Source organism: Exilispira thermophila (assembly GCF_055389015.1).
Genome location: NZ_AP042476.1, coordinates 589,156 through 610,744 on the forward strand (window position 1 = coordinate 589,156; position 21,589 = coordinate 610,744).

Annotated in this window: 19 protein-coding genes; 6 read left to right on the top strand and 13 right to left on the bottom strand. The window is 25.0% G+C overall.

Annotated features, from left to right (window positions below):
• Positions 1–62: 62 nt before the first annotated feature.
• Complete coding sequence (gene mtnA, locus ACZ5EC_RS02485) at positions 63–1,196, bottom strand: S-methyl-5-thioribose-1-phosphate isomerase (RefSeq protein ID WP_464303384.1); 1,134 nt, start codon at positions 1,194–1,196, stop codon at positions 63–65.
• A 203-nt stretch (positions 1,197–1,399) separates the two neighbouring features.
• Between mtnA and ACZ5EC_RS02490 the strand changes: the two genes are divergently transcribed.
• Complete coding sequence (locus ACZ5EC_RS02490; RefSeq protein WP_464303385.1) at positions 1,400–1,759, top strand: DRTGG domain-containing protein; 360 nt, start codon at positions 1,400–1,402, stop codon at positions 1,757–1,759.
• A gap of 22 nt (positions 1,760–1,781) precedes the next feature.
• Positions 1,782–2,711: a CBS domain-containing protein gene (locus ACZ5EC_RS02495; RefSeq protein WP_464303386.1), complete on the top strand. Its 930-nt coding sequence runs from the start codon at positions 1,782–1,784 to the stop codon at positions 2,709–2,711.
• Between the two features lie 447 nt (positions 2,712–3,158).
• On the opposite strand, the gene nuoF (ACZ5EC_RS02500) is transcribed toward ACZ5EC_RS02495, so the two are convergent.
• The 12 genes from nuoF (ACZ5EC_RS02500) to ACZ5EC_RS02555 form a co-directional block, all read right to left on the bottom strand.
• Positions 3,159–5,030 (bottom strand): NADH-quinone oxidoreductase subunit NuoF, encoded by a 1,872-nt coding sequence (gene nuoF, locus ACZ5EC_RS02500; protein WP_464303387.1) that lies wholly within the window; start codon positions 5,028–5,030, stop codon positions 3,159–3,161.
• Between the two features lie 128 nt (positions 5,031–5,158).
• Positions 5,159–5,521, bottom strand: coding sequence for a (2Fe-2S) ferredoxin domain-containing protein (locus ACZ5EC_RS02505; protein ID WP_464303388.1), 363 nt, complete (start codon positions 5,519–5,521; stop codon positions 5,159–5,161).
• A 117-nt stretch (positions 5,522–5,638) separates the two neighbouring features.
• Positions 5,639–6,205, bottom strand: coding sequence for an ATP-binding protein (locus tag ACZ5EC_RS02510; protein ID WP_464303389.1), 567 nt, complete (start codon positions 6,203–6,205; stop codon positions 5,639–5,641).
• A gap of 21 nt (positions 6,206–6,226) precedes the next feature.
• Positions 6,227–6,724: an NADH-quinone oxidoreductase subunit NuoE gene (gene nuoE / locus ACZ5EC_RS02515; RefSeq protein WP_464303390.1), complete on the bottom strand. Its 498-nt coding sequence runs from the start codon at positions 6,722–6,724 to the stop codon at positions 6,227–6,229.
• A 13-nt stretch (positions 6,725–6,737) separates the two neighbouring features.
• Positions 6,738–7,493 (bottom strand): PHP domain-containing protein, encoded by a 756-nt coding sequence (locus tag ACZ5EC_RS02520; RefSeq protein ID WP_464303391.1) that lies wholly within the window; start codon positions 7,491–7,493, stop codon positions 6,738–6,740.
• Between the two features lie 303 nt (positions 7,494–7,796).
• Entirely contained in the window at positions 7,797–8,150 is a 354-nt protein-coding gene (locus tag ACZ5EC_RS02525; RefSeq protein ID WP_464303392.1) for an iron-sulfur binding hydrogenase, read from the bottom strand.
• A 26-nt stretch (positions 8,151–8,176) separates the two neighbouring features.
• A complete protein-coding gene (nuoF, locus tag ACZ5EC_RS02530) occupies positions 8,177–9,775 on the bottom strand; it encodes an NADH-quinone oxidoreductase subunit NuoF (protein ID WP_464303393.1) in 1,599 nt (532 codons plus the stop codon).
• A gap of 29 nt (positions 9,776–9,804) precedes the next feature.
• Positions 9,805–10,275 carry an NADH-quinone oxidoreductase subunit NuoE family protein gene (locus ACZ5EC_RS02535; protein WP_464303394.1) on the bottom strand — a complete coding sequence of 157 codons (471 nt, stop codon included), beginning with the start codon at positions 10,273–10,275 and terminating at the stop codon, positions 9,805–9,807.
• 232 nt (positions 10,276–10,507) lie between these two features.
• Entirely contained in the window at positions 10,508–12,259 is a 1,752-nt protein-coding gene (locus tag ACZ5EC_RS02540; RefSeq protein WP_464303395.1) for an NADH-dependent [FeFe] hydrogenase, group A6, read from the bottom strand.
• Positions 12,260–12,361: 102 nt separating this feature from the next.
• Positions 12,362–13,219 (bottom strand): ATP-binding cassette domain-containing protein, encoded by an 858-nt coding sequence (locus tag ACZ5EC_RS02545; protein WP_464303396.1) that lies wholly within the window; start codon positions 13,217–13,219, stop codon positions 12,362–12,364.
• Positions 13,220–13,669: 450 nt separating this feature from the next.
• Positions 13,670–14,431 carry an ABC transporter permease gene (locus tag ACZ5EC_RS02550; protein WP_464303397.1) on the bottom strand — a complete coding sequence of 254 codons (762 nt, stop codon included), beginning with the start codon at positions 14,429–14,431 and terminating at the stop codon, positions 13,670–13,672.
• The gene (locus ACZ5EC_RS02555) at positions 14,397–15,323 is read right to left on the bottom strand and encodes an ABC transporter substrate-binding protein (protein ID WP_464303398.1); all 927 of its coding nucleotides are present in this window, start codon (positions 15,321–15,323) and stop codon (positions 14,397–14,399) included. The genes ACZ5EC_RS02550 and ACZ5EC_RS02555 overlap by 35 nt, the downstream gene beginning before the upstream one ends.
• A gap of 195 nt (positions 15,324–15,518) precedes the next feature.
• On the opposite strand from ACZ5EC_RS02555, the gene ACZ5EC_RS02560 reads away from it, so the two are divergent.
• The 4 genes from ACZ5EC_RS02560 to ACZ5EC_RS02575 all read left to right on the top strand — a co-directional run bounded on the left by ACZ5EC_RS02560 (position 15,519) and on the right by ACZ5EC_RS02575 (position 21,565).
• Positions 15,519–16,736, top strand: coding sequence for an IS256 family transposase (locus ACZ5EC_RS02560; protein WP_464302547.1), 1,218 nt, complete (start codon positions 15,519–15,521; stop codon positions 16,734–16,736).
• A 538-nt stretch (positions 16,737–17,274) separates the two neighbouring features.
• Entirely contained in the window at positions 17,275–18,510 is a 1,236-nt protein-coding gene (locus tag ACZ5EC_RS02565) for a Wzz/FepE/Etk N-terminal domain-containing protein (protein WP_464303399.1), read from the top strand.
• Positions 18,511–18,638: 128 nt separating this feature from the next.
• On the top strand, positions 18,639–21,335 hold the full coding sequence (locus tag ACZ5EC_RS02570) for an SIS domain-containing protein (RefSeq protein ID WP_464303400.1): 2,697 nt from the start codon (positions 18,639–18,641) through the stop codon (positions 21,333–21,335).
• Between the two features lie 74 nt (positions 21,336–21,409).
• Positions 21,410–21,565: a hypothetical protein gene (locus ACZ5EC_RS02575; RefSeq protein WP_464303401.1), complete on the top strand. Its 156-nt coding sequence runs from the start codon at positions 21,410–21,412 to the stop codon at positions 21,563–21,565.
• Positions 21,566–21,589: the final 24 nt, after the last annotated feature.

Sequence of the window (21,589 nt, forward strand, 5' to 3'; positions counted from 1 at the left end):
TCTTATTAATGTCATTACTTTACCTTATTTTTTTTAACTATTACATTACTGATATTTTCATTTTAACTTTTTTTTAAAATTTCAAAATTTTTATCAAAAGGGGGATAAATTATTCCTTTTTCAGTAATGAAGGCAGTAACTAAAGAAGCTTCTGTAACATCAAATGCTGGATTAAAAATTTTTACATTATTTGGTGCAGTTTGTTTGCCAAAGCCATTTATTATCTCTTCTCTCCCTCTTTCTTCGATTGGTATTTGTGAACCATTTTTTAATGAAAAATCAAAACTTGATGAAGGTGCAGCTACATAAAATGGAATATTATGAAATTTTGCAAGAATTGCTACAGAATATGTTCCAATTTTATTTGCAAAATCTCCATTAGAACAAATTCTATCAGCTCCCACAATAATTTTATTTACCTTCTTTAATTTCATAACAAATCCAGCCATATTGTCAGTAATTGTATAGGTTTCTATCCCTTTATCAAGTAATTCATATGCTGTAATTCTAGATCCCTGTAATAATGGCCTGGTTTCATCTGAGTACACAGTAATTTTTTTCCCATTTTCAAATGCTTTGTAAATAGGAGCTAATGCTGTTCCCCATGCTGAAGTTGCCATTGAACCTGCATTACAATGAGTTAAAATTGAATCACCATCATTTATTAATTTTTCTCCATGAATTCCAATCATTTCACACATATTAGCATCTTCATTATGAATTGCTTTCGCTTCATTAAGTATTTTTTTTAAAGTTATTTTTTTTATTATTTCAAAATCTTTTATTGAAACACATTGAGATTTAGATGGTTTTACATCTTTTTTTATAGACAATAAAGTTTTTTTCATTCTTTCTAAAGCCCAGAAAAGGTTAACAGCTGTTGGACGAGATGTAGAAAGATAATCAATCTGTTTTAAAATATAATCAAAATATTCATTTAAAACAATTTCAAATTCTTCATAATCTTCAGAAGAAATAGAAATTTTACTATTAGCTTCAATTACTGCTAAAGCAACACCATAGGCTGCAGAAACCCCAATTAAAGGAGCACCTCTAACCCTTAACATTTTAATAGCTTCCCACATCTCATTAACATTTGAAATAATTTTAAATTTCTTTTCAACAGGTAAAAGAGTTTGATCTATTATTTTTGCAACATTTTTATTATCTAACCATCTAATAGTTTCAAATACCATTAGAACTCCTTATTTTTTTACAGGATACCAGATTTATAAAAAAATTCAAAATATTTGAGATAACTTTTAAAAACTCTTTGTAAAATGGTTAAAGTAAATTATAATTTTGTTAATAAAGATAATTTTTTAAGATTTTGATTTGATAAAAAAATATAATATGTCAATATATTAACGATAAATGAAAATAAAATGGGAAGGGTGATATGAAAATAAAGGATATTGTAAAACTTCTTAAGTGTGAAATAATTGTTGATAATAAAATAACTATGGAACAGGAGATAAAACAGGTTGGTGCTGCTGATATGATGAGTGATATACTTGCTTTTGCAAAACCTGGAACTTTAATTTTAACTTCTCATGTATCACCACAAATTATTAGAACTGGAATAGTAACAGATCTTGCTGGTGTTATTATTGTTATGAACAAGGATATTCCAGAACAAACAATTAAACTTGCAAAAGAAAACAATTTTTTATTATTAAGAACAAAATATTATATGTTTAATGCCTGTGGTCTTATTTATAAATATTTAAATATTGATTGTGATAAGCAAATTAAATAATTCAAAGGGTAATTAAAAAAATATGGAAATACAATTAAAAAAATATGCAAAAATATTTACTGGTATCAAGGCAAAAGATATTATGACAAAAACTGTTATAGCCCTTACTGAAGATAAAAAAGTTATTCAGGCTAAAGAGATGATGAGAGTTAAAAAAATTTCAGGAATACCTATAATTGATGATGAAAGGAATGTTATTGGTATTATTAGTATAGAAGATATAATTATTGCACTTGAAGAAAATAAAATTAATTCACTTTTAAAAGAGGTCATGACAAAAGATGTAGTTACACTTAATGAAGAAGATAAAATATTGGATATTATTGATAAATTTGACAACTACAGATTTGGAAGGTTTCCTGTTATTGATGATGAAAAAAAATTAGTTGGGATCATTTCGAGAAACGATATAGTACATGGGATACTTGAAAGATTTGAACTAATGTTTTTGCATAACAAAGAAAGAAATGACAAACTTAACATAGATAGTGAAAAATTAGAGTTAGGTAGAAATTTTAATCCAGCTACTGCTGATTTCAAATATCAAATATTAAGCCATGATGTTGTTAATGCAGGAATAGGGGCTGCTTTATTAAAAAAATTTTTATTAGAAAAAAAAGTTGAACCTGAGCTTTCTAGAAAGGTAAGTATTGCAACTTATGAAGCAGAAACTAATGTAATTATTCATAGTAAAAGCAATGGATTTATTTATTGTCATTTACAGGATGATGTTATAGTGGTAAGAATAGTTGATTGCGGTATTGGGATTGATGATATTGATAAAGCAATGCAAGAAGGGTATTCAACTGCTCCTGATTATGTTAGAGAATATGGATTTGGAGCTGGTATGGGTTTGTCAAATATGAAAAGATATACTGACAAAATGGTAATATTATCTGAGAAAAATGTGGGTACAACAGTAGAACTGATGTACTATAGAAAAACTAAATAATTCAAATAATTCATAAAATAGTAAAAAGATAATTTATATATTAAAATTTATATATTATAATTTATATATTATAGTTTATATATTATAGTTTATATATTATGGAAATAAAAAATAATTATGAAAACAGCATACAAATAAAATTATAGTTTATCAATTAAATTTATGTAAAATTAATGATAAAGAATATGATAATTTATATATATTTTTAAATTTATTTATTGATATATTTTAATAACTAATTTTAATAATCATTTATTAAAAAAAAAGTGGCTTCATTTAAGTAGCCACTTTTTTTAACTTTTAGACTTTAAACTTTAAATAAATTTTTACTAATTTTATTTATTTGCTTTAAGCAATTTTTTATGCTTTTTTATACACTTTTATTTATATCATTATTGCACATCTTTTATTAGTTTTCTTCTTAAATAAATGATTTATTAATAATGATTAAATTTCATAATATTCATCTTCAATATTTTTTTCTTTATGTGTGCCCTGTTCAACAGTTTCAGTAATAACCATTCCAGGTAATTTATCAATTGCATCAAATGGGCAAACATCAAAACAGTTTCCACATTTTATACATTCATTTTGTGATATAACAAAAGGTGTTTTTCTAATTTCACCGGAAATACAATTAACAGGGCAGTTTTTAGCACAAATTCCACATTTTTTACATCTATCAGCATCAATATTATAATGATAAAGATCAGTACAAATTTTAGCTTCGCATTTTTTTTCTTTAATATGTGCTTCATATTCATTTCTAAAGTATTTTAATGTTGATAAAACAGGATTTGGGGCAGTTTGTCCTAAACCACACAAGGATGCTTTTTTAATATAGTTTCCTAATTTTTCAAGTTTATCAAGGTCATCCATTGTACCTTTGCCAGATGTAATTTTATCTAAAATTTTTAACATCTCTTTAAGGCCAATTCTACATGGAGCACATTTACCACAGGATTCAAATGAGGTAAATTCTAAAAAGAATTTTGCAGTATTAACCATACAATTATCTTCATCCATTACAATACAACCACCAGAACCCATCATAGCACCTAGTTCAATTAGAGATTCATAATCAATTGGTGTATCTAAATAATCTGCCGGGATACAACCACCTGATGGTCCTCCAAATTGAACTGCTTTGAATTTTTTTCCATCAGGAATTCCACCACCAATATCAAAAATCAACTCTCTAATAGTTGTACCCATTGGAACCTCAGCAAGACCAGCATTTTTTATCTTACCTGAAAGTGCAAAAATTTTAGTACCTTTTGATTTTTCAGTTCCAATTGATGCAAACCAATCAGCGCCGTTTAAAATTATATGTCTTACATTTGAATAAGTTTCAACATTATTTACTAAAGTTGGTTTTCCCCATAAACCTTCATTAGCAGGGAATGGAGGTCTTGGTCTTGGGTGTCCTCTTTTCCCTTCAATAGAGTGGATTAAAGCAGTTTCTTCACCACATACAAAAGCTCCTGCTCCCATTCTGATTTCAATATCAAAAGAGAAACCTGTTTCAAAAATATTTTCCCCTAAAAAACCATATTTTCTAGCATCATCTAAAGCTTTTGTAAGCCTTTTTATTGCAAGAGGATACTCAGCACGAACATAAACATAACCTTTTTTTGCACCAACTGCATATGCTGCAATACTCATTCCTTCTATTAGTGTGTGAGGATCACCTTCCAGAATTGATCTATCCATAAATGCTCCAGGGTCCCCTTCATCAGCATTGCATACTACATATTTAGTGTCAGATTTTGCATTATATACAAAATTCCATTTTAATCCTGTTGGAAAACCACCACCACCTCTACCTCTTAATCCAGATTTTTTGATTACTTCAATAACTTCAATTGGTTTTTTTTCTGTTAAAACTTTACCTAAGGCTTCATAACCATTTTGTGCAATATATTCTTCAATTGATTCAGGATCAATTAATCCACAATTGGATAGTACAACCTTGTTTTGTTTTTCAAAAAATTTAATTTCTTTATAGGATTCAACAATTTTTCTTGTTTCAGGAGTTTCATAAAGTAATCGTGGTACAGCTCTACCTTTTAGAAAGTGTTCTTCTACAATGTCTTTTGCATCTTCAGGTTTTACCTGTTTATAGAATACTGAATCAGGATATACTAAAACTACAGGACCCAATTGACAGGGACCAATACAACCGGTTTCAATAATTCTAATTTCATCGTTAAGATTGTGTTCTTTTATTTCTTTTTCCAATTCACCTTTTACAGATTTAGAACCAGATGAGATACATGAAGCTCCAGCACAAACCAGAACATTCAATCGAATTGTCATATGTTTCTCCTAAAAAATTTTTACATATTTTTTAATAATTTATTTTATTTTATTTAATTTATTTTATTTAATTTATTTTATTTAATTTATTTTATTTAATTTATTTTATTTAATTTATTTTATTTAATTTATTTTTTTGCAATAATATATTCTTCAACAGGTTTACCATTAACAATATGCTGTTCAACTATTTTAATAGCTTTATCAGGATTAACATAACCGTAAGTGACTTTTTCTTTACCTTCAATTTCTACATCAACAACAGGTTCAGCAGAAGTTAACCCTTTTTCTCCTGTTTGAGTTACGATTACATCTTTAAGATCTTTTTTTGAAATTTCATCTAAAAAAGTCTTTAAGACTTCTCTAGCACCAGCAGCAATTCCAGCAGTACCCATGCTAACTATAATTTTAATTTTTGCATCTTTATTTCTTAAAGAAAGGTCTTTTTGAGCTTTTTCTCTGATTTTTCTTAATTCTTCTAAAGATTTCATAGTTCCTCCTAATTTTTGTTTTAAAACATTTAAGCTTTAAACATTTAGTTTAATTTTTTTTAATTTTTAATTTTAAATATTTTATTTAATTTTTACTTTATAAAAATTTAGTTTTAATTAATTTATAAAATCAGTATTAATACCTATTTTACTAAATCCTTCCTCTATATAATCATTTATAAAATTAATAACTTCTGGATAATTTATTGGTATATCCTGCAATTCCTTTTTAATTTCAGAAGTTTTTAATTCAAAAACTTTTTTATTATTAATTACTTTAAATTCAAAATTTATTTCAGTATGACCTATAATACTTGTAATAATAGTATCTTTAAAATTTCCTACAGGTTGTCTATCTATATGGGATTTTTTAAAAGTAGCTTCAATAATTGTTCCTTTTCCAATTTCTGAATCAATATTAAATTTCCCATCACATATTAATGCATTCATTTTAAAAAGTGGAATTCCCAATCCTACATTTTTTCCATGTTTTACTCTTGTAGTAAAAAATGGGGATTGGATTTCCTCTAAAAGTTCTTTGTCAATTCCTTTTCCATCATCTTTAATTAAAAATCTGACAATATCTTTTATATCATCAATTTCAAGTTCAATATAAATTAAAGTTGATCCAGCACAAACAGAGTTTTCAATAATATCCATTATATGCTGAGATAATTCTTCCAAATTTTTCCCTTTGATTAGTTATTAATTATTTTCTTCACTTTTTTTATATTTTTTTATTACTTCTTTAACTTTTTTTCTATCAACATAACCATAGACATCTTCGTTAACCATAATTACAGGAGCTAAACCACACGCTCCAAAACATCTTGCAGATGAAAGAGTAAATAAATTATCCTGTGTAGTTTCTCCATGTTTAATACCAAGTTCTTCTTCAAAATATTCAATAACTTTATTTGCTCCTTTAACATAACATGCAGTACCTAAACATACATTTATTTCATATTTCCCTCTGGGTTTCATAGAAAAGAAGTTATAAAAAGTTACAACTCCATATACTTCAGAAAGAGCAATATTTAACTCTTTAGCCACAAATTTTTGAACTTCAATTGGTATGTAACCAAAAATTTCCTGAGCTTTATGAAGAACATTTATTAGAGGCCCTTTAGTATCTTTTACTGAATCGATATAATTTTTTAATTCTTCATATTTTACATGACTTTCATTTTTTAGGTTAATCATTAAAACCTCCATATTAATTCTTTATAGTTTCATAACATAATTTTATATAATCTTTATTTTTTAGAGTTTTTTTTAATCCTTCTATTGTTGGTTCTTCCATTAATAGAATTGAATATTTTTTTCCCATATCTTTTAAATAATGTGCATCGGAAAAGGTAACAAATCTGTATTTTTTTAATTCTGGATAGTATGTTAAAAATTCATCTAGTTTTTCAGGATGACATACTTCCAGAGCAAAAATTTCTGGATTATCTGGAACAAAACCAAGTTGAGAAATTATGCTATATGATTCGGCATCTACATGAGCAGGAATACATATACCATTATTTTTTTTTACCATATTTATAAGAGTATCAAAATCAATATTTGCTGAGTTTAAAAGTAATTTTTTTTCAAATTTTTCTATATTTTCATTTTTATCAACCACAACCTGATCACCAAAAAGATCTGGATTGTTTTCTATATCAGGTAAAAAATTATAAAATTCCAACCACATATTGTAAGCATTTTTATAGTTATCAAAAAGTACTAAAGTATGAAATTCTTCAATTGTTTGAGCTTCCATTCCAAATAACACTTTAATATTATATTCAGAGGCTAATTCCTCAAGATATTTACAATTTTCAACTTGATTATGGTCACTAATTGTGATTAATGTTAATTCAAGTTCATGAGCTTTTTTTACAATAGCTTTTGGAGACATTTCTAAACTACCACATGGAGAAAGTGTAGAATGAATGTGTAAATCAGCTTTAAATTGCTTTAACATTAATCAATGTTCCTTAATTTTGTTCTAATATTTTCTATTTTTAAAATCTATAAAGAATAATTATTAATTTTTAAAAAAAATAATTATTTTTAAAATTTTATTATTTATTATAATATTAATAATTATATTAATTAATAAAAAAATAATTATTTTTACACTTTGATAATTTTTCATGTAATGATTATCAAGTATTAATAATAATAAATTGTAAAAAATTACTCAAAATAATTATAATCATTGCATTCAATAAATAAATATTTAACATTATTTGATATTAAATATATTAAATTTAACTCCTAAATATTACTCAATATCTCCATTTTTTTTTAATAAATTATACAATTTAGCTGATGCAACAAATGAATTATCTTCTGTTTTAAGTATTATTATATTTTCATTTATAGCTTTTTTAATTGTACTATCATCAGGTATATTATTGTTGGTTATTAAAATTGCAGATAATTCTTTAAGTTTTGCAACAGCCAGTACATTTAAATGTTTTTGAATAGTTATTAAAATTGACTCAGATTTTGCATTGGCTATTACATCAGATAATAAATCTGATGTATACCCATTTTTTACATTTATTGAGTCAGTTTTAATTGAGGTTGTTAAATTTACAAAATTTAATTCTTCAATTATTTTACTAAGTTTCATTATATCCTCAACATATTGTTTTACAATTATTTTACTTTTGTATTTTCTTTTACAAAGTATGATGCAATTTCATCATAAAAATATTTATTTGCAGATGATAATGGTAATATAGGAGATTGTCCTAGAGCACAGAAAGAAGCTTTTTGCATAATTTCTGCTGTTTCTATCATTTTTTGCCATTCTTTAACAGTTAAATTTCTTTTATAAAGTTCAATTGATTTCATGAATAGAAATTGTGTTCCAACCCTACAAGGGGAACATTTACCACATGATTCATGTTTAAAAAACTTCATTACAGCTCTTAAAAAATCAACAATTTCTGTTTCTTCATCAAGTATTAAAATTGCTCCAGAACCTAAAACTGCAGAATATTGTCCAAGGGAGTCAAAATCTAGAGGTGTATCTAACATCTCTTCATTTATTAAAGCTCCAGCAGAGCCACCAATTTGAGCAGCTTTAAACTTTTTACCTTTTAACATTCCTCCAGCATAATCATTAATAATCTCTCTTAAAGTTGTACCCATAGGTACTTCTATTAATCCAGGTTGATTTACTTTTCCTAAAATTGTATAAACTTTAGTTCCTGGAGATTTTTCAGTACCAATACTTCTAAACCAATCAGCACCTTTAAGAATAATATTTGGTACATTTGCAAGTGTTTCAACATTATTTACTACAGTGGGTTTTCCTCTAAATCCAACCTGTCCAGGGAAAGGAGGTTTTTTTCTTGGATGTCCTCTTTTACCTTCCATTGATTCAATAAGAGCAGTTTCTTCTCCACAAACATAAGCACCAGCACCTTTTCTAATTTCTATATCGAATGAGAAACCAGAATTAAAGATATTATCTCCCAATATGCCATATTCTCTGGCTTGTTCAATAGCTTTTGAAAGTCTTTTAATTGATAAATAATATTCACCTCTGATATATACAAATCCTCTATTTGCACCAACTGCAAAACCTGCTAATATCATACCTTCTATTAATTTATGTGGATCCCCCTCTAATATAAGTCTATCTTTAAAAGTACCGGGTTCACCTTCATCTGCATTACAAACAATATATTTTTCCCCTTTTAATGGAGCAGTAAAACTCCATTTTAATCCTGTTGGAAAACCAGCTCCTCCTCTTCCTCTAAGTCCAGATTTTTTAACCTCTTCAAGAACTTCTTGAGGAGTCATTTCAGTTAATGCTTTCCCTAAAGCTTCATAACCATAAGTAGCAATATATTCTTCTATTGATTCAGGATCAATAGTTCCTGATCGTTCTAAAACATTTCTAAACTGCTTTTTCATTAAAGGTGATTGGATTTCAAAATTAATGTTTGGAAGATTGAATTTTTCTTTAAGCATTAATCTTTTTACAGGTCTTCCTTTAAGAAAATGTTCAGATATAATTTCATCAAGGTCTTCAACTTTTACATTGGTATATATGACATTGTCAGGAAAAATAATTAAAAGAACACCTTTACCAATAAGGTTGATAGAACCTGTTTCACCTATATTTATTTCAGTATGTAAATTAGCATTTCTAACTTTCTTTTTTAATTCTTCCTTTACATCATATGCACCAGCATCAATTGTGTTTTCATCTATAACAAAAAGAGCATGCATTCTATAAATCATTTTTAGCTCCTTAAAGTAATTTTAAATCATTAACTTTTAATTTTTTCATTTTCTCTAATATTTTCAATAATTTCTTTTACTTTATCAGAAGTTAAATTTCCATAAACCTCCTCATTTATCTGGCAAACTGGACCAAGTCCACATACTCCTAAACAACTTGTAGTTTCTAATGTAAAAAGTCCATCAGAAGTAGTATCACCGATTTTTTCAAGGTTTAAAACTTCCTTAAAAGTTTTAATTACATCTAATGCACCTGAGACATGACATGGTGCAGATTCACAAACACGAATTATGTATTTTCCCCTTTTTCTTAAAGAAAACATTGTGTAAAAAGTTGCAACTCCAGTGACTCTTGATAGCGGTACATTAAAATATTTTGCAACTTTTTTTAATTCTTCCATTGTTATATATTTTTCATTTTTTGAATCTTGAATATCATGCAGGGCGAATAATATATTTTCTTCATTTTTATCATATTTTTCTAAAATTTTCTGGATCATAAATGACTCCTTAAATTGGCATTAAAACTATTGCCCATAATTAATATTTAAATTTAATGTTGCTTATTTATATTTTTTTATTTAATTACTTTAAGCAACATTTTCTATCTTTTACACACTTTTAAGTATATCATGTTTAATACTTTTACTCTATTTATATGTTTTAATTATAAATTGTAATATCAATTTTTCAAACTTTTAAATTATTTATCTATTTTATTTTGTTACAAGCTTAAATATGTGCATCTCTTTTTACATATTCAGTATGTAAAAGTTCATGAGATTTATGTGATAATGGTTTTCCTAAAAAGTCTTCATATATCTTTTTAATTGCTGGATTTTCATGAGATTTTCTAATTGGTAAATTTTTATCTTCCATATATAATCCACAAGCTCTTTCAAGTCTTCTTTTTAAAGTAGAGCCATAGGGTTGTCCACCACCACCAACACATCCACCAGGACATGCCATTATTTCGATAAAATGATATGCAATTTCCCCTTTCTTTTTTGCTTCAACTACTTTGTTTAAGAGTTCCCTGGCATTCCCCAATCCATGAGCAACAGCACCTCTAATTTCAGTACCATTAATATTTACAGATAATTCTTTTATACCTTCCAATCCTATACATGGTTCAAAATCAACTATATCCAATTTTTTACCAGTAGCTAATTCATAAGCAGTTCTTAATGCAGCTTCCATTACACCACCTGTTGCTCCAAAAATTGTAGCTGCACCTGAATATTGTCCCATTAGATCTTCAGCTTTTCCATCAGGTATTTCTCTTAAATCAATTCCAGCTTTTTTAAGCATTCTAATAAATTCTCTGGTTGTAATAACATGATCAACATCTGTATAACCAGAATCTTTCATTTCAGGTCGTTTAGCTTCAAACTTTTTAGCTGTACAGGGCATAATAGAAACTGAAACAATTTTTGAAGGGTCAATATTATATTCTTTTGCAAAATAGGTTTTTGCTAATGCACCAAACATTTGTTGAGGAGATTTGCATGAAGAAACATTTTCAAGAAGGTCATGGAAAAATGTTTCTAAAAATTTAATCCATCCAGGGGAACAAGAAGTTATTAAAGGTAAGTTTTCATTTTTTGATAATCTTTCCAGTAATTCTGAACCTTCTTCCATAATTGTTAAATCAGCTGAGAAATTTGTGTCAAATACATGATCAAAACCAAGCATTTTCAAAGCTGTATACATTTTGTTTGCCATATTTGTTCCAGCAGGTAAGCCGTATTCTTCTGCAAGTGATACTCTAACAGCTGGAGCTTCCTGAACAATAACAATTTTATCCGGATCTTCTAAAGCAGCCCATACTTTTTCTTCTTCTGAAACTTCATAGAGTGCACCAACAGGACACACTGATATACATTGTCCGCAATTTACACAAACAGAATTTCCAATTTCTCCAGAAGCAACAGAAACAACTGTATCAAATCCTCTGTTTATTGTTTCCAGAGCAAATACAGTTTGTACCTGTTGACAAACCTGTGTACATCTACCACATAAAATACATTTGTCAGGTTCTCTAACAATTGATAATGAAGAGTCATCAATTGGTTTGTGTTTTAAAACTTTTTCATAAGTTGATTTTTCAACACCAAGTTTATCAGCTAATTGTCTTAATTCACATTTTGAGTTTTTAATACATTGTAAACAATCGTCAGGGTGGTTTGCAAGTATAAGTTCTAAAACCCCTTTTCTTGTATCAAGGATCTCTTTATTATGTGTAATAATTTCCATCCCTTCATAAACAGGAGTTGTACACGATCTTTTTAATCCTTTTTGCCCTTTTACCTGTACAAGACAAACACCACAATTACCTGTTGGTTCTAAATCCTCATGGTAACACAATGTTGGAATTTGAATACCTGCAGCTTTTGCAGCTTCTAAAACTGAAGAATTTGAAGGTACTTCTCTTTCTATGCCGTCAATTTTGATTTTAACTAATGTTTCAGTTAAATTTTTCACTATAACCTCCTGATAAAAGTTGTTATGCAAAAATATTGCATATGTAAACAATTCTTGAAAATTATACTTATTGTTAATATATTAACATATCAAAAAGGTTTGTCAACATATTTTTTGTAGTAATGTTAAAAGATTTTTGCATGATTTTATATCAGATGTTATATTTATTATTTGAGGACTTTTAAGAGGTTTTTTTGTGAAAAATAATATTTTATGTGTAATCTCTGGTATTTCATCAATATTGTGAGTTGTAAAAACTATAGTTGAATTTTTATAATTACTATTTATGAATTTTATGATTTTTGATTTTGATTCAAAGTCGATTGATTTAAAAGGTTCATCCATTAAAATAAGATCAGGATTTATTAAAAAAGCTCTAATTATAGCTACCTTTTGTTTCATTCCACCAGAAATCTGATAGGGGTAATAATTTTCAAATCCATTCAATTCGGTTACATTTAACCAGCTTTTATAATCATCATAAATTTTTTTACAGTTACATTTAATTATATAATTATTGTTTGAGAATTTATGATAACTACTTTTATTTAATTTTGTTTTATTATTTTTTATTTTATTATTTAATGTGGTTTTAGTATTAAGTATCTTTTTATTACTATGAATATTGAATTCAGTTAGGTTGATAATATCTTCAACTTTTTTATATTTTTTAATATTAAATCTTTTTTTTAGTTTTAAAAAATAAAAAATGTTTTCTTTAATTGTCTTATAAGGAAAAAGCAGGGGATCTTGATAAATAACTGAATAATTCTCTGTAAAAAGTTCTATTTTTCCAGTATAGTTTTTATCTATTCCAAGAATAAGATTTAGCAATGTGGTTTTACCTGACCCTGAAGGTGCAAAGATGGTTACTTTTTCATATTTATCTATTATCAAGCTAAGATTATCAATAATTATATCTGAATCAAATTTTTTTGTAAGATTGGTTATTTTAATCATATTTTTTCTTTTATTCTTATTTTTTACTATTATTTGTTATTTATTACTTATTACTTATTTTTTTATTATTATTTCTTTTTACTGTTTCTTTTTATTGTTTACTTCTCTTTATTATTATTTCTTTTTTATTGAATTTATATAACCTTGTTATAACAATTTATCTATAAAACAATTTACCTAAAATTTTTTTAGTTTAATTTTAATCTATTTAGTTTGATTATATATTCTTTTCTTTTATTTTATTTTATTTATGTTTTTTTCTTTATAGTTATTTTTGCATTCTTATGTTTTATAATTTTTTTATAATTTAATTTTTTTTATTTATATAAAGTTTCTTATAAACTTATTTATCTTTAAAAAATAATTAATGCTTTCTTTTTTTAAATTTTACTTAAAGCTTTATCTAATTTTTTTCTATTTTATTTATTTTAATATTTTAATTTTAAATATTTATTCTGAGAAAAAGTATTTTTTAAAGAATATGTGGAAAATCAAATTAATAAAAATTTGATAGATTATCATTAATGATATAATTACAAATAGATAATAGAAAACTTTATCCATATCAAAATAGATTTTAGCAACATTTAGTAGGTATCCTATTCCACTCTGTGTTCCTATAAATTCTCCTAAAATTACAATTTTTAATGAAAAGTTAAATCCTATAATAAGGTTAGTTTTAAATATTGGCATTAGGGTAGGGATATATACATCTTTTATTATATCTCCCTTAGTTCCATTCATCCCTATAATTAGTTGTTCAAATTTTTGATTTTTTTTAATTAAAGCATTTGATGTATTTGTAGAAATTAAAGGTGTAGATAAAATTATTATTAAGCTAATTGGTACCATACTACTTATACCAAATATTAATAATAAAATAACACCTAATATTGTTCCTGGAATAATTTGAAATATTTGCAGTGTTAAATTAATTAATTCATGATGTTTTAAAATAAATGAAATAATTCCTATTATTGTACCAATTATAAAAGAAATTAAAAAACCTATAAATATTCTATATATAGTTATATAAAGGTTTATAATAAAATCCTGAGAAAGCATTATACTACTTTTATTAATTAAAATCTCAGGCGATGGTATAATATATGATGGGAAAAATAAACTAAAAATATACCATAAAAAAATAAAAACTAATAAGCCCAATAATTGTTTTTTAATAGATATAAAAAAAGCTTTCAAATTTGTCATTTAAAGGTTTACCTAAAATTTTGTAATAATTAAAAATATCACTTTTTAAGTCATTGTTATCTTCAAAATGGAAACTTGTTCTATTTAATGCTTTTAAAAGTATGTTTTCTGGAAATGTAAAATAAGATGAAGATATTTCAACTGCTTTTTCTGGATTGGATTGAATAAGTTCTATTGCTTTTTTAAGTTCTAAATTAAGTTGATTAATAAATTCTTTATGATCTTTTAACCAATCTGATTTAACAAATGTTCCAACCTGAGGATATCCATTTTTAATACCTGTATATTTTTCCCATAATTTTTTGTAAGAAAGGGAAATAAAAATATTTTTTTTATTTTCTAAAATAGAAACAAATGGTTCGGGCAGAATTACAGCTTTTGCTTTTCCCTGTTTTAAAAGCTCAACTGAAGATGGAAAAACTGAATAAGTTGGAATAAAATCTTTGTTTAGATCCAGCCCTTCTTGTGAAATAAAATAAGATGTAATTTCTTCTATGGGAGAACCTTTAAAAGGTAAATATAACTTTTGCCCTTTTAATTCTGAGAAACTATTTACCTTTTTACCATAAGTAACAAGATAAGATAATCCTGAAACATAAGAATTAACAATTTTGATAGGGATCTCTTTTTTAAAAAATGTCATCCCAACAGATAATCCAGTTGTTAATATTTGAATGTCACCTTTTAAAAAAAGTGCATTTGCCTGTGAATGATTTGAAAAAATTGTTAGCTCAATATTTTTCATGTTTTTTGAAGCAATAATGTAGGGGATAGAGCTTGGGGTATAAGGAGCATAGATTTTTATTTTCTCATTCACTTGATTTGAAGAAATAAATATAAAAGAAATTATTAGAGTGATAATTAATAAAAATTTAAATATAGCCTTTTTCATTGTTTCCCCCTGTTGTTTTATTTTTCATAAATTATTTGTATTTAGATTTTTATTTAATTTTTTATTTTATATTACATGCTATAAATAAAAGTGTGTAAAAGAGAGAATAAGTTTGCTTAAAGCAAATAAATAAAAAATATTGCCTCCCGATGAAAAAAATATGTACAAAAAAACAAACCATCAGGAGGCAAAAAAATGAACAATTTAGGTAAAGAATTAGCTAAATTTTTAGAAAGTCAAGGGGTTTTAGAAGATTTTATTAAAAATCCTGACAAAACAAAAGAATTAATGTTATCAATATTGAAATATGGATATGAAAGTTTAATGGTAAATGAAATAGATACTGTTTTAGGTTATAAAAAATATGATAGAGAAACAGAAAAAGAAAATTACAGAAATGGTAAAAGGTACAGAGATTTAGACACAAGTCATGGAAAAATTATTAACTTAGAAGTACCAAGAGCAAGGAATGGGTTTTATCCTGCAATATTGGAAAGATATAAGAGAAGGCTTGAAAATATAGATGATACAATAATAAAATTGTATGCAAAAGGATTATCTACAGAAGATATATCAGAACATATAAAAGATATATATGGGATGAAGTACAGTAAAGAAACGATATCTAATATAACAGAGAAAGTAAAAAAAGATATAGAAGGATTTAAAAACAGGAAATTAGAAGAAAGTTATTATGTAATATTTATAGATGCAATGCATGTAAACATAAGGAGGGATACAGTATCTAAAGAAGCAATCTATTTTTTATTAGGAGTAAATGTAAAAGGGAAAAGAGAGATATTAGGGTTTTACATAAATCCAACAGAGAGTGCAAGTTTTTACAATGAAATATTTGAAGATATAAAGGCAAGAGGAGTAAAAAAGGTATTGTTGTTTGTAACAGATGGTTTAAGGGGTATAGAAGAAGTAATAAGCAACAATTTCCCTAAATCAAAAATACAAAGATGTATATATCATTTAAGCAGGAACATATCAACAAGAGTAAGGGTAAGAGATAGAGGAGAAATATTATTAGACTTTAAAAAGGTTTACAGTCAAAATAGGAAGGAAGAAGCACTAGTTTATTTTGAACAATTTAAAATAAAATGGGGAAGGAAGTATAAGAAGTTAGTTAATGATTTAGAAGAAGTATTGGATTATATGTTAACATTTTATGAATTTCCGGAAAGTATAAGGAGACAGATCTATACGACAAACTGGATAGAGAGATTAAATGAAGAAGTAAGGAAAAGAATAAAAGGTAAGAATAGTTTTCCAACAGTTGAATCAGCAGAGAAACTTTTATTTTTAATATTAAAAGATTATGAAAATAGATGGGAAGAAAGAATATTAAGGGGGTTTGGTCAGGCAAAATATGAGCTTGACTTAATGCTAAAAAAAATTTATGGTTAATGTCAATATTTTCATCGGGAGGCGAAATTAGTTATAATTCTAGAATTATAACTAATTTACACATTTTTATTGACATAACCTTATATTTATTATTTTATATTATTATTTTATATTATTATTTTATATTATTAAAAATTTCTATTTTCCTATTTTTTGTATTATAGAAACTTTGTTATATATTTATGTAAGAAGAACAATATCAAATTTAGTGCATGATTGTTTATTCATTTAATAGTATAAAAAACTTTTTATTATATTTTTATTAAAAGTAATAAAATTAACATTTATTAAATTATTAATAAAAATTTTATATAAACTAAATATAACAAATATGTGTTATATTACCTCAATTAAAGGTAACTCATAAAGTACAATAAGTCAATACAAAAAGTGAAAAAATACACAAATTAAATTTAAGTTGAAAATCCTTTTATTTAAATTAATATACACCTTGTAAAAGAAAAATTTATTGTAAAAGGAAAAATTAATTTGTTTTAAATTTATATTTTTTTAATAAATCTGTGATATGGAGGTTGAAATGCAGAACAGTGTTGATGAAAGAAATGGAAATTTAAATACCAATAATAATGATAAACCTTTATCTGAAGAAATTATAAGTGAAGATGAGATTTCTTTGGTTGATATTTTTAGAATTTTATGGAGACAAAAATGGTTTATAATCATTTTTACATTAGTTTTTACTCTCATTGGCTTTTTTTATTTTAAATCAAAACAAAAGACTGTCTATACATATTCTTTAAAAATTTTAACTACTCCTATGACATGGAAACAATATAATTCGTTTAAAGCAAATCTTGAAACTACAAATTATACTAATGATTTTTATGATAAACTTGATAATGAATTAAAAAAAATATTTCCAGTTCGTGATTTAAAATTTGAATTTAATTATGATCCTGTAAATACAATTCTAAATAATAAAAAAGTATTTGCTTCTACTTATTCCTTTATAATTAGCTTTAAGTCTCAAGTTAATGATAGTAATAATGCTGAAAAGATACTAAGGTTTTATATTGATAACTATTTTATTTTTAAATTTTCAAAATTTATTGTAGAAGATTATTTTAGCTCTAAAATTAATTCAATTAATATAAATAAAAAAAATTTTTCAGATTTTTTAATTAATAAAATAAAATTACAAAAACAACTTAATGAACTTTTAAAAATAAGAAATAAATATAAAGATTTTTATAACAAGAATGTACAAAATATTTTAATTTATAATACAAATACAAAAGAGGGAATCTCAATTGAACAAAGAATTTTAAATACTGAAGTTTCGATTAGTGAAAACGATTTAAATTTAGAAAACTATATTTTTGATTTACTTAAATATAATCTTTATAATGAATTATTAAAAGAAAGTTTGAATTATTCATATTCTAATGATAAAAATTTAAACAATTATTTTCAATTTATTAAAGAGAAGATAAATGATTATAACTTTAATATTGATAATATATTGGGTGAAATTTCCAAAAAATATAATGATTTTGAAAAAAATAGTTTTTCCAGTGATTTAAAAGATATGTTTATATTAGAAAAAAATGGAATTGTTGATAAAATAGATTTTATTTCAAAACAATTAAATTTAAATATTAAAATAGCAGGATTTGAATATATATCTACAACCAGAAGTATTTATAAATATGTGATTTTAATTTTTGTTGCTTCTGGTTTTATAGCTTTATTTTTAGCTTTTGTTATTGATTTTTTTGCAAAAAATAAAGATGAAATTTTTAAAAAAGAATAAATTTTATTTTTAATGATAGTCGTAATTTTAAAAGTTATAATTTTTATTTCTAATAATAATTATTTTAATGAAGTTAATGTATTTATTTGAAAAAATATGTGTTTTTAAAAATATTTAAGGATAGAATAGTGTGTGGAGTTGTTTCAATTGTTTATAAAAATGATAATAAAGAACTTGGTAATGAAGCAATTAAACTTTTAAAAAAACTTGAATACAGGGGATATGATTCCACTGGCGCAAGCTTTATAAGGAAAAATGGAAAAATTATTTTAAAGAAAAAAGTAGGTTCACCAACAAAAGTTTCAGAGGAACTTGAACTTGATAAATTTGGGGGATATAAATTTATAGGCCAGGTTAGATGGGCAACCTATGGCTCTGTTACAGATGAAAATGCGCAACCCCATGAAGTTAATTGTAAATATCACTGTGTTGGTGCTCATAATGGAAATATTTCAAATACAGATAGTTTAAAAGAATTCCTTATAGAGAATAATCATTCTGTTTTATCTGATAATGATGGGGAAATGCTTGTACATATGATTGAGCATTTTTTCTATGAGGAAATAAATTTAATTAATAATGATAATTCTAAAAATAACTATAATGCTAAGTATAATAATAATAAAATTAAATCAAATAATATTAATTTAAATAACAAAGATAATCTAAATAACAAAGAAAAGAAAGAAGAAAATTTTTTAACTACAAAAGTTAAACTATTTATAAATGCAATTAGAAAATCTCATAAAAAAGTGAAAGGCTCTTATGCTGCATGTATTACAGCAGATGGAATTGATGGGGTTTTTGCTTTAAAAGCAGGTTCATCTTTATATGCAGGTAAAGGAAAAGATGATAATGGTGAGTTTATTGTTGTTTCATCTGATTTAACATCCGTTTTGTCTAAAACAAGATTTTTAATCCCTTTAAATGAAGGGGAAGGGATTTATTTCACACATAATCAATATTATGTATTTTCCTTAAATAAAGACAATGATTATGAAAGAAGTTTAAAAAGATCTAAATTAAATGTTATAGATGTAAGTTTAAATTATCCATATCAGTTTTTTATGGAGCAGGAAATAAGTAATTCAGCAAAAAATATAGATCCAATATTATTATACTATTTTGAAGACAATTTACAAAATTCACTTTTTAATATTTTTCATAAAAATGAACAAAAAACAAAAAAATTAATCTATGATTTTCTTGAATTAAATAGTATCATTAATGAAGAACAATTAAAAGAAAAATTCAGTCAATTTTTAAATAACAAAGATTATTCTGAATTAAAAAAAGAAATTAATGAAATCACTGAAGATAAATTATTTTCAGATTCTTCTTTATCCTTTTTATCTGATGAAAAACCTTTTTTAAAAGAGTTGTTAAGTTTTAATGAAAATTATTTTGAAGATTTAATAATACTTGATAACATTCTTATCTGGAAAAAGAAAAAGAATATTTTAAAATATAAAAATGAAATAATTGAACTTTTTAAACAGAGTAGAAATAATAAGATCTTTTTTATTGGAGCAGGAACTTCATATCATGCAGCATTAACAGGTAGTTATTTTTTTAATGAAATAGCAGGTATTCCTGTAATAGCAGTTAATCCAGGTGGGTTTAGATCTCAATTTATTAATAGTTTAAATAAAAATGATATTTTAGTCTTTATTTCTCAATCAGGTGAAACAAAAGATTTAGTTGATATTATCAATGATGTAAAAAAAAGTTATAAAAATATTATAGTTATTTCAATTGTAAATAATGAAAATTCTACCATACCACAGGAGAAATCTGAATTTTATCTCCCAATTTTATGTGGACCAGAAATAGCTGTTGCTGCTACAAAATCTTTTACCAACCAGATATTACTTTTCTATTTGTTAGCTTTAAGTTTAAAATATGATGATAGAAAAGTAAAAGCTAAAATAAATAAAGTTAAAAGTTCAATCAAGTATGTATTGGATAATTATAAAATTGATATTACCAACATTGCAAATATGCTTTTTCTAAAACCATCAATTCATATTTTAGCAACTTCTCTAATAGGATTAGCAAATGAAGGAGCTTTAAAAATTAGAGAGGTTGTTTTAAACCATGCGCAAGGGTTTGATGCAGCTGAATTTAAGCATGGACCAAATACAATTCTGGGTAAAAATACAATTTTTTCCCTTGAAAATCTGGAAATATTATCAAAAAATTATCTTGAATTTTTAAAAAAAACTTTAAAACATTTCAAAGCTAATTTTGAAACTAAATCAGATAGTGAAAGCAAAAATACATTTGATGATATGATTCAAAGTATTACAAAGGTACTAAATGTTTTATCAACTTCAAATTTCAGACCAGTTGATAATGCATTATTGAATGGTAATAATGATAACAATGTTTCAAATGATAATTTTTCAAAACTATTTTATGAAATATATACTGAATTAATTAACATAGAAGATCATTTTTCAAATTATCCACTTGTTTTTGTTTGTCCCCCTGATGAAAGAGATAAAAGAATAACTATTTCCCAGATTCATACTCATAAAATTAGAGGTGCTGATATTTTTTTAATAGCTCAGGAAGATAAAGAACTTGAAAAAGCAGTTGTAAATCCACCTGCAGATGTAAAAGATTATAAATATTATTATTTGAAATTACCTATTCTCGATGATAAATATGTATTTGTTTTTCAAACAACAATAATCCTACAATTGTTAGCATTTGAAATGTCTGTAAAAAAAATGAAATATTTAAATACTTTGAAAATAAGTAATCATGGGGTTCATCCTGATGTTCCAAAAAATGTTTCTAAATCAATTACTGTTGATTAAAATTTGAAAAATTATTTGGTAATAGTAGTGATGTTATAAGGGATTTAAAATTATTTGATAGAGAAACTTTAAAGATGCTTTTTTCTAAATTGAAGATAAATTATTATAAAGATTATCTTGAAAAAAGAAAAAAAGTTTTGTTATATTTATTTTTTGGAAAAAAAAGTTATATCCCTGGACTTGAGTGGGAGTTTTTTAAATTTGAAAAAAATTATAAAAAAAATAACTAAAATAAAAATATATAAAAAATATTA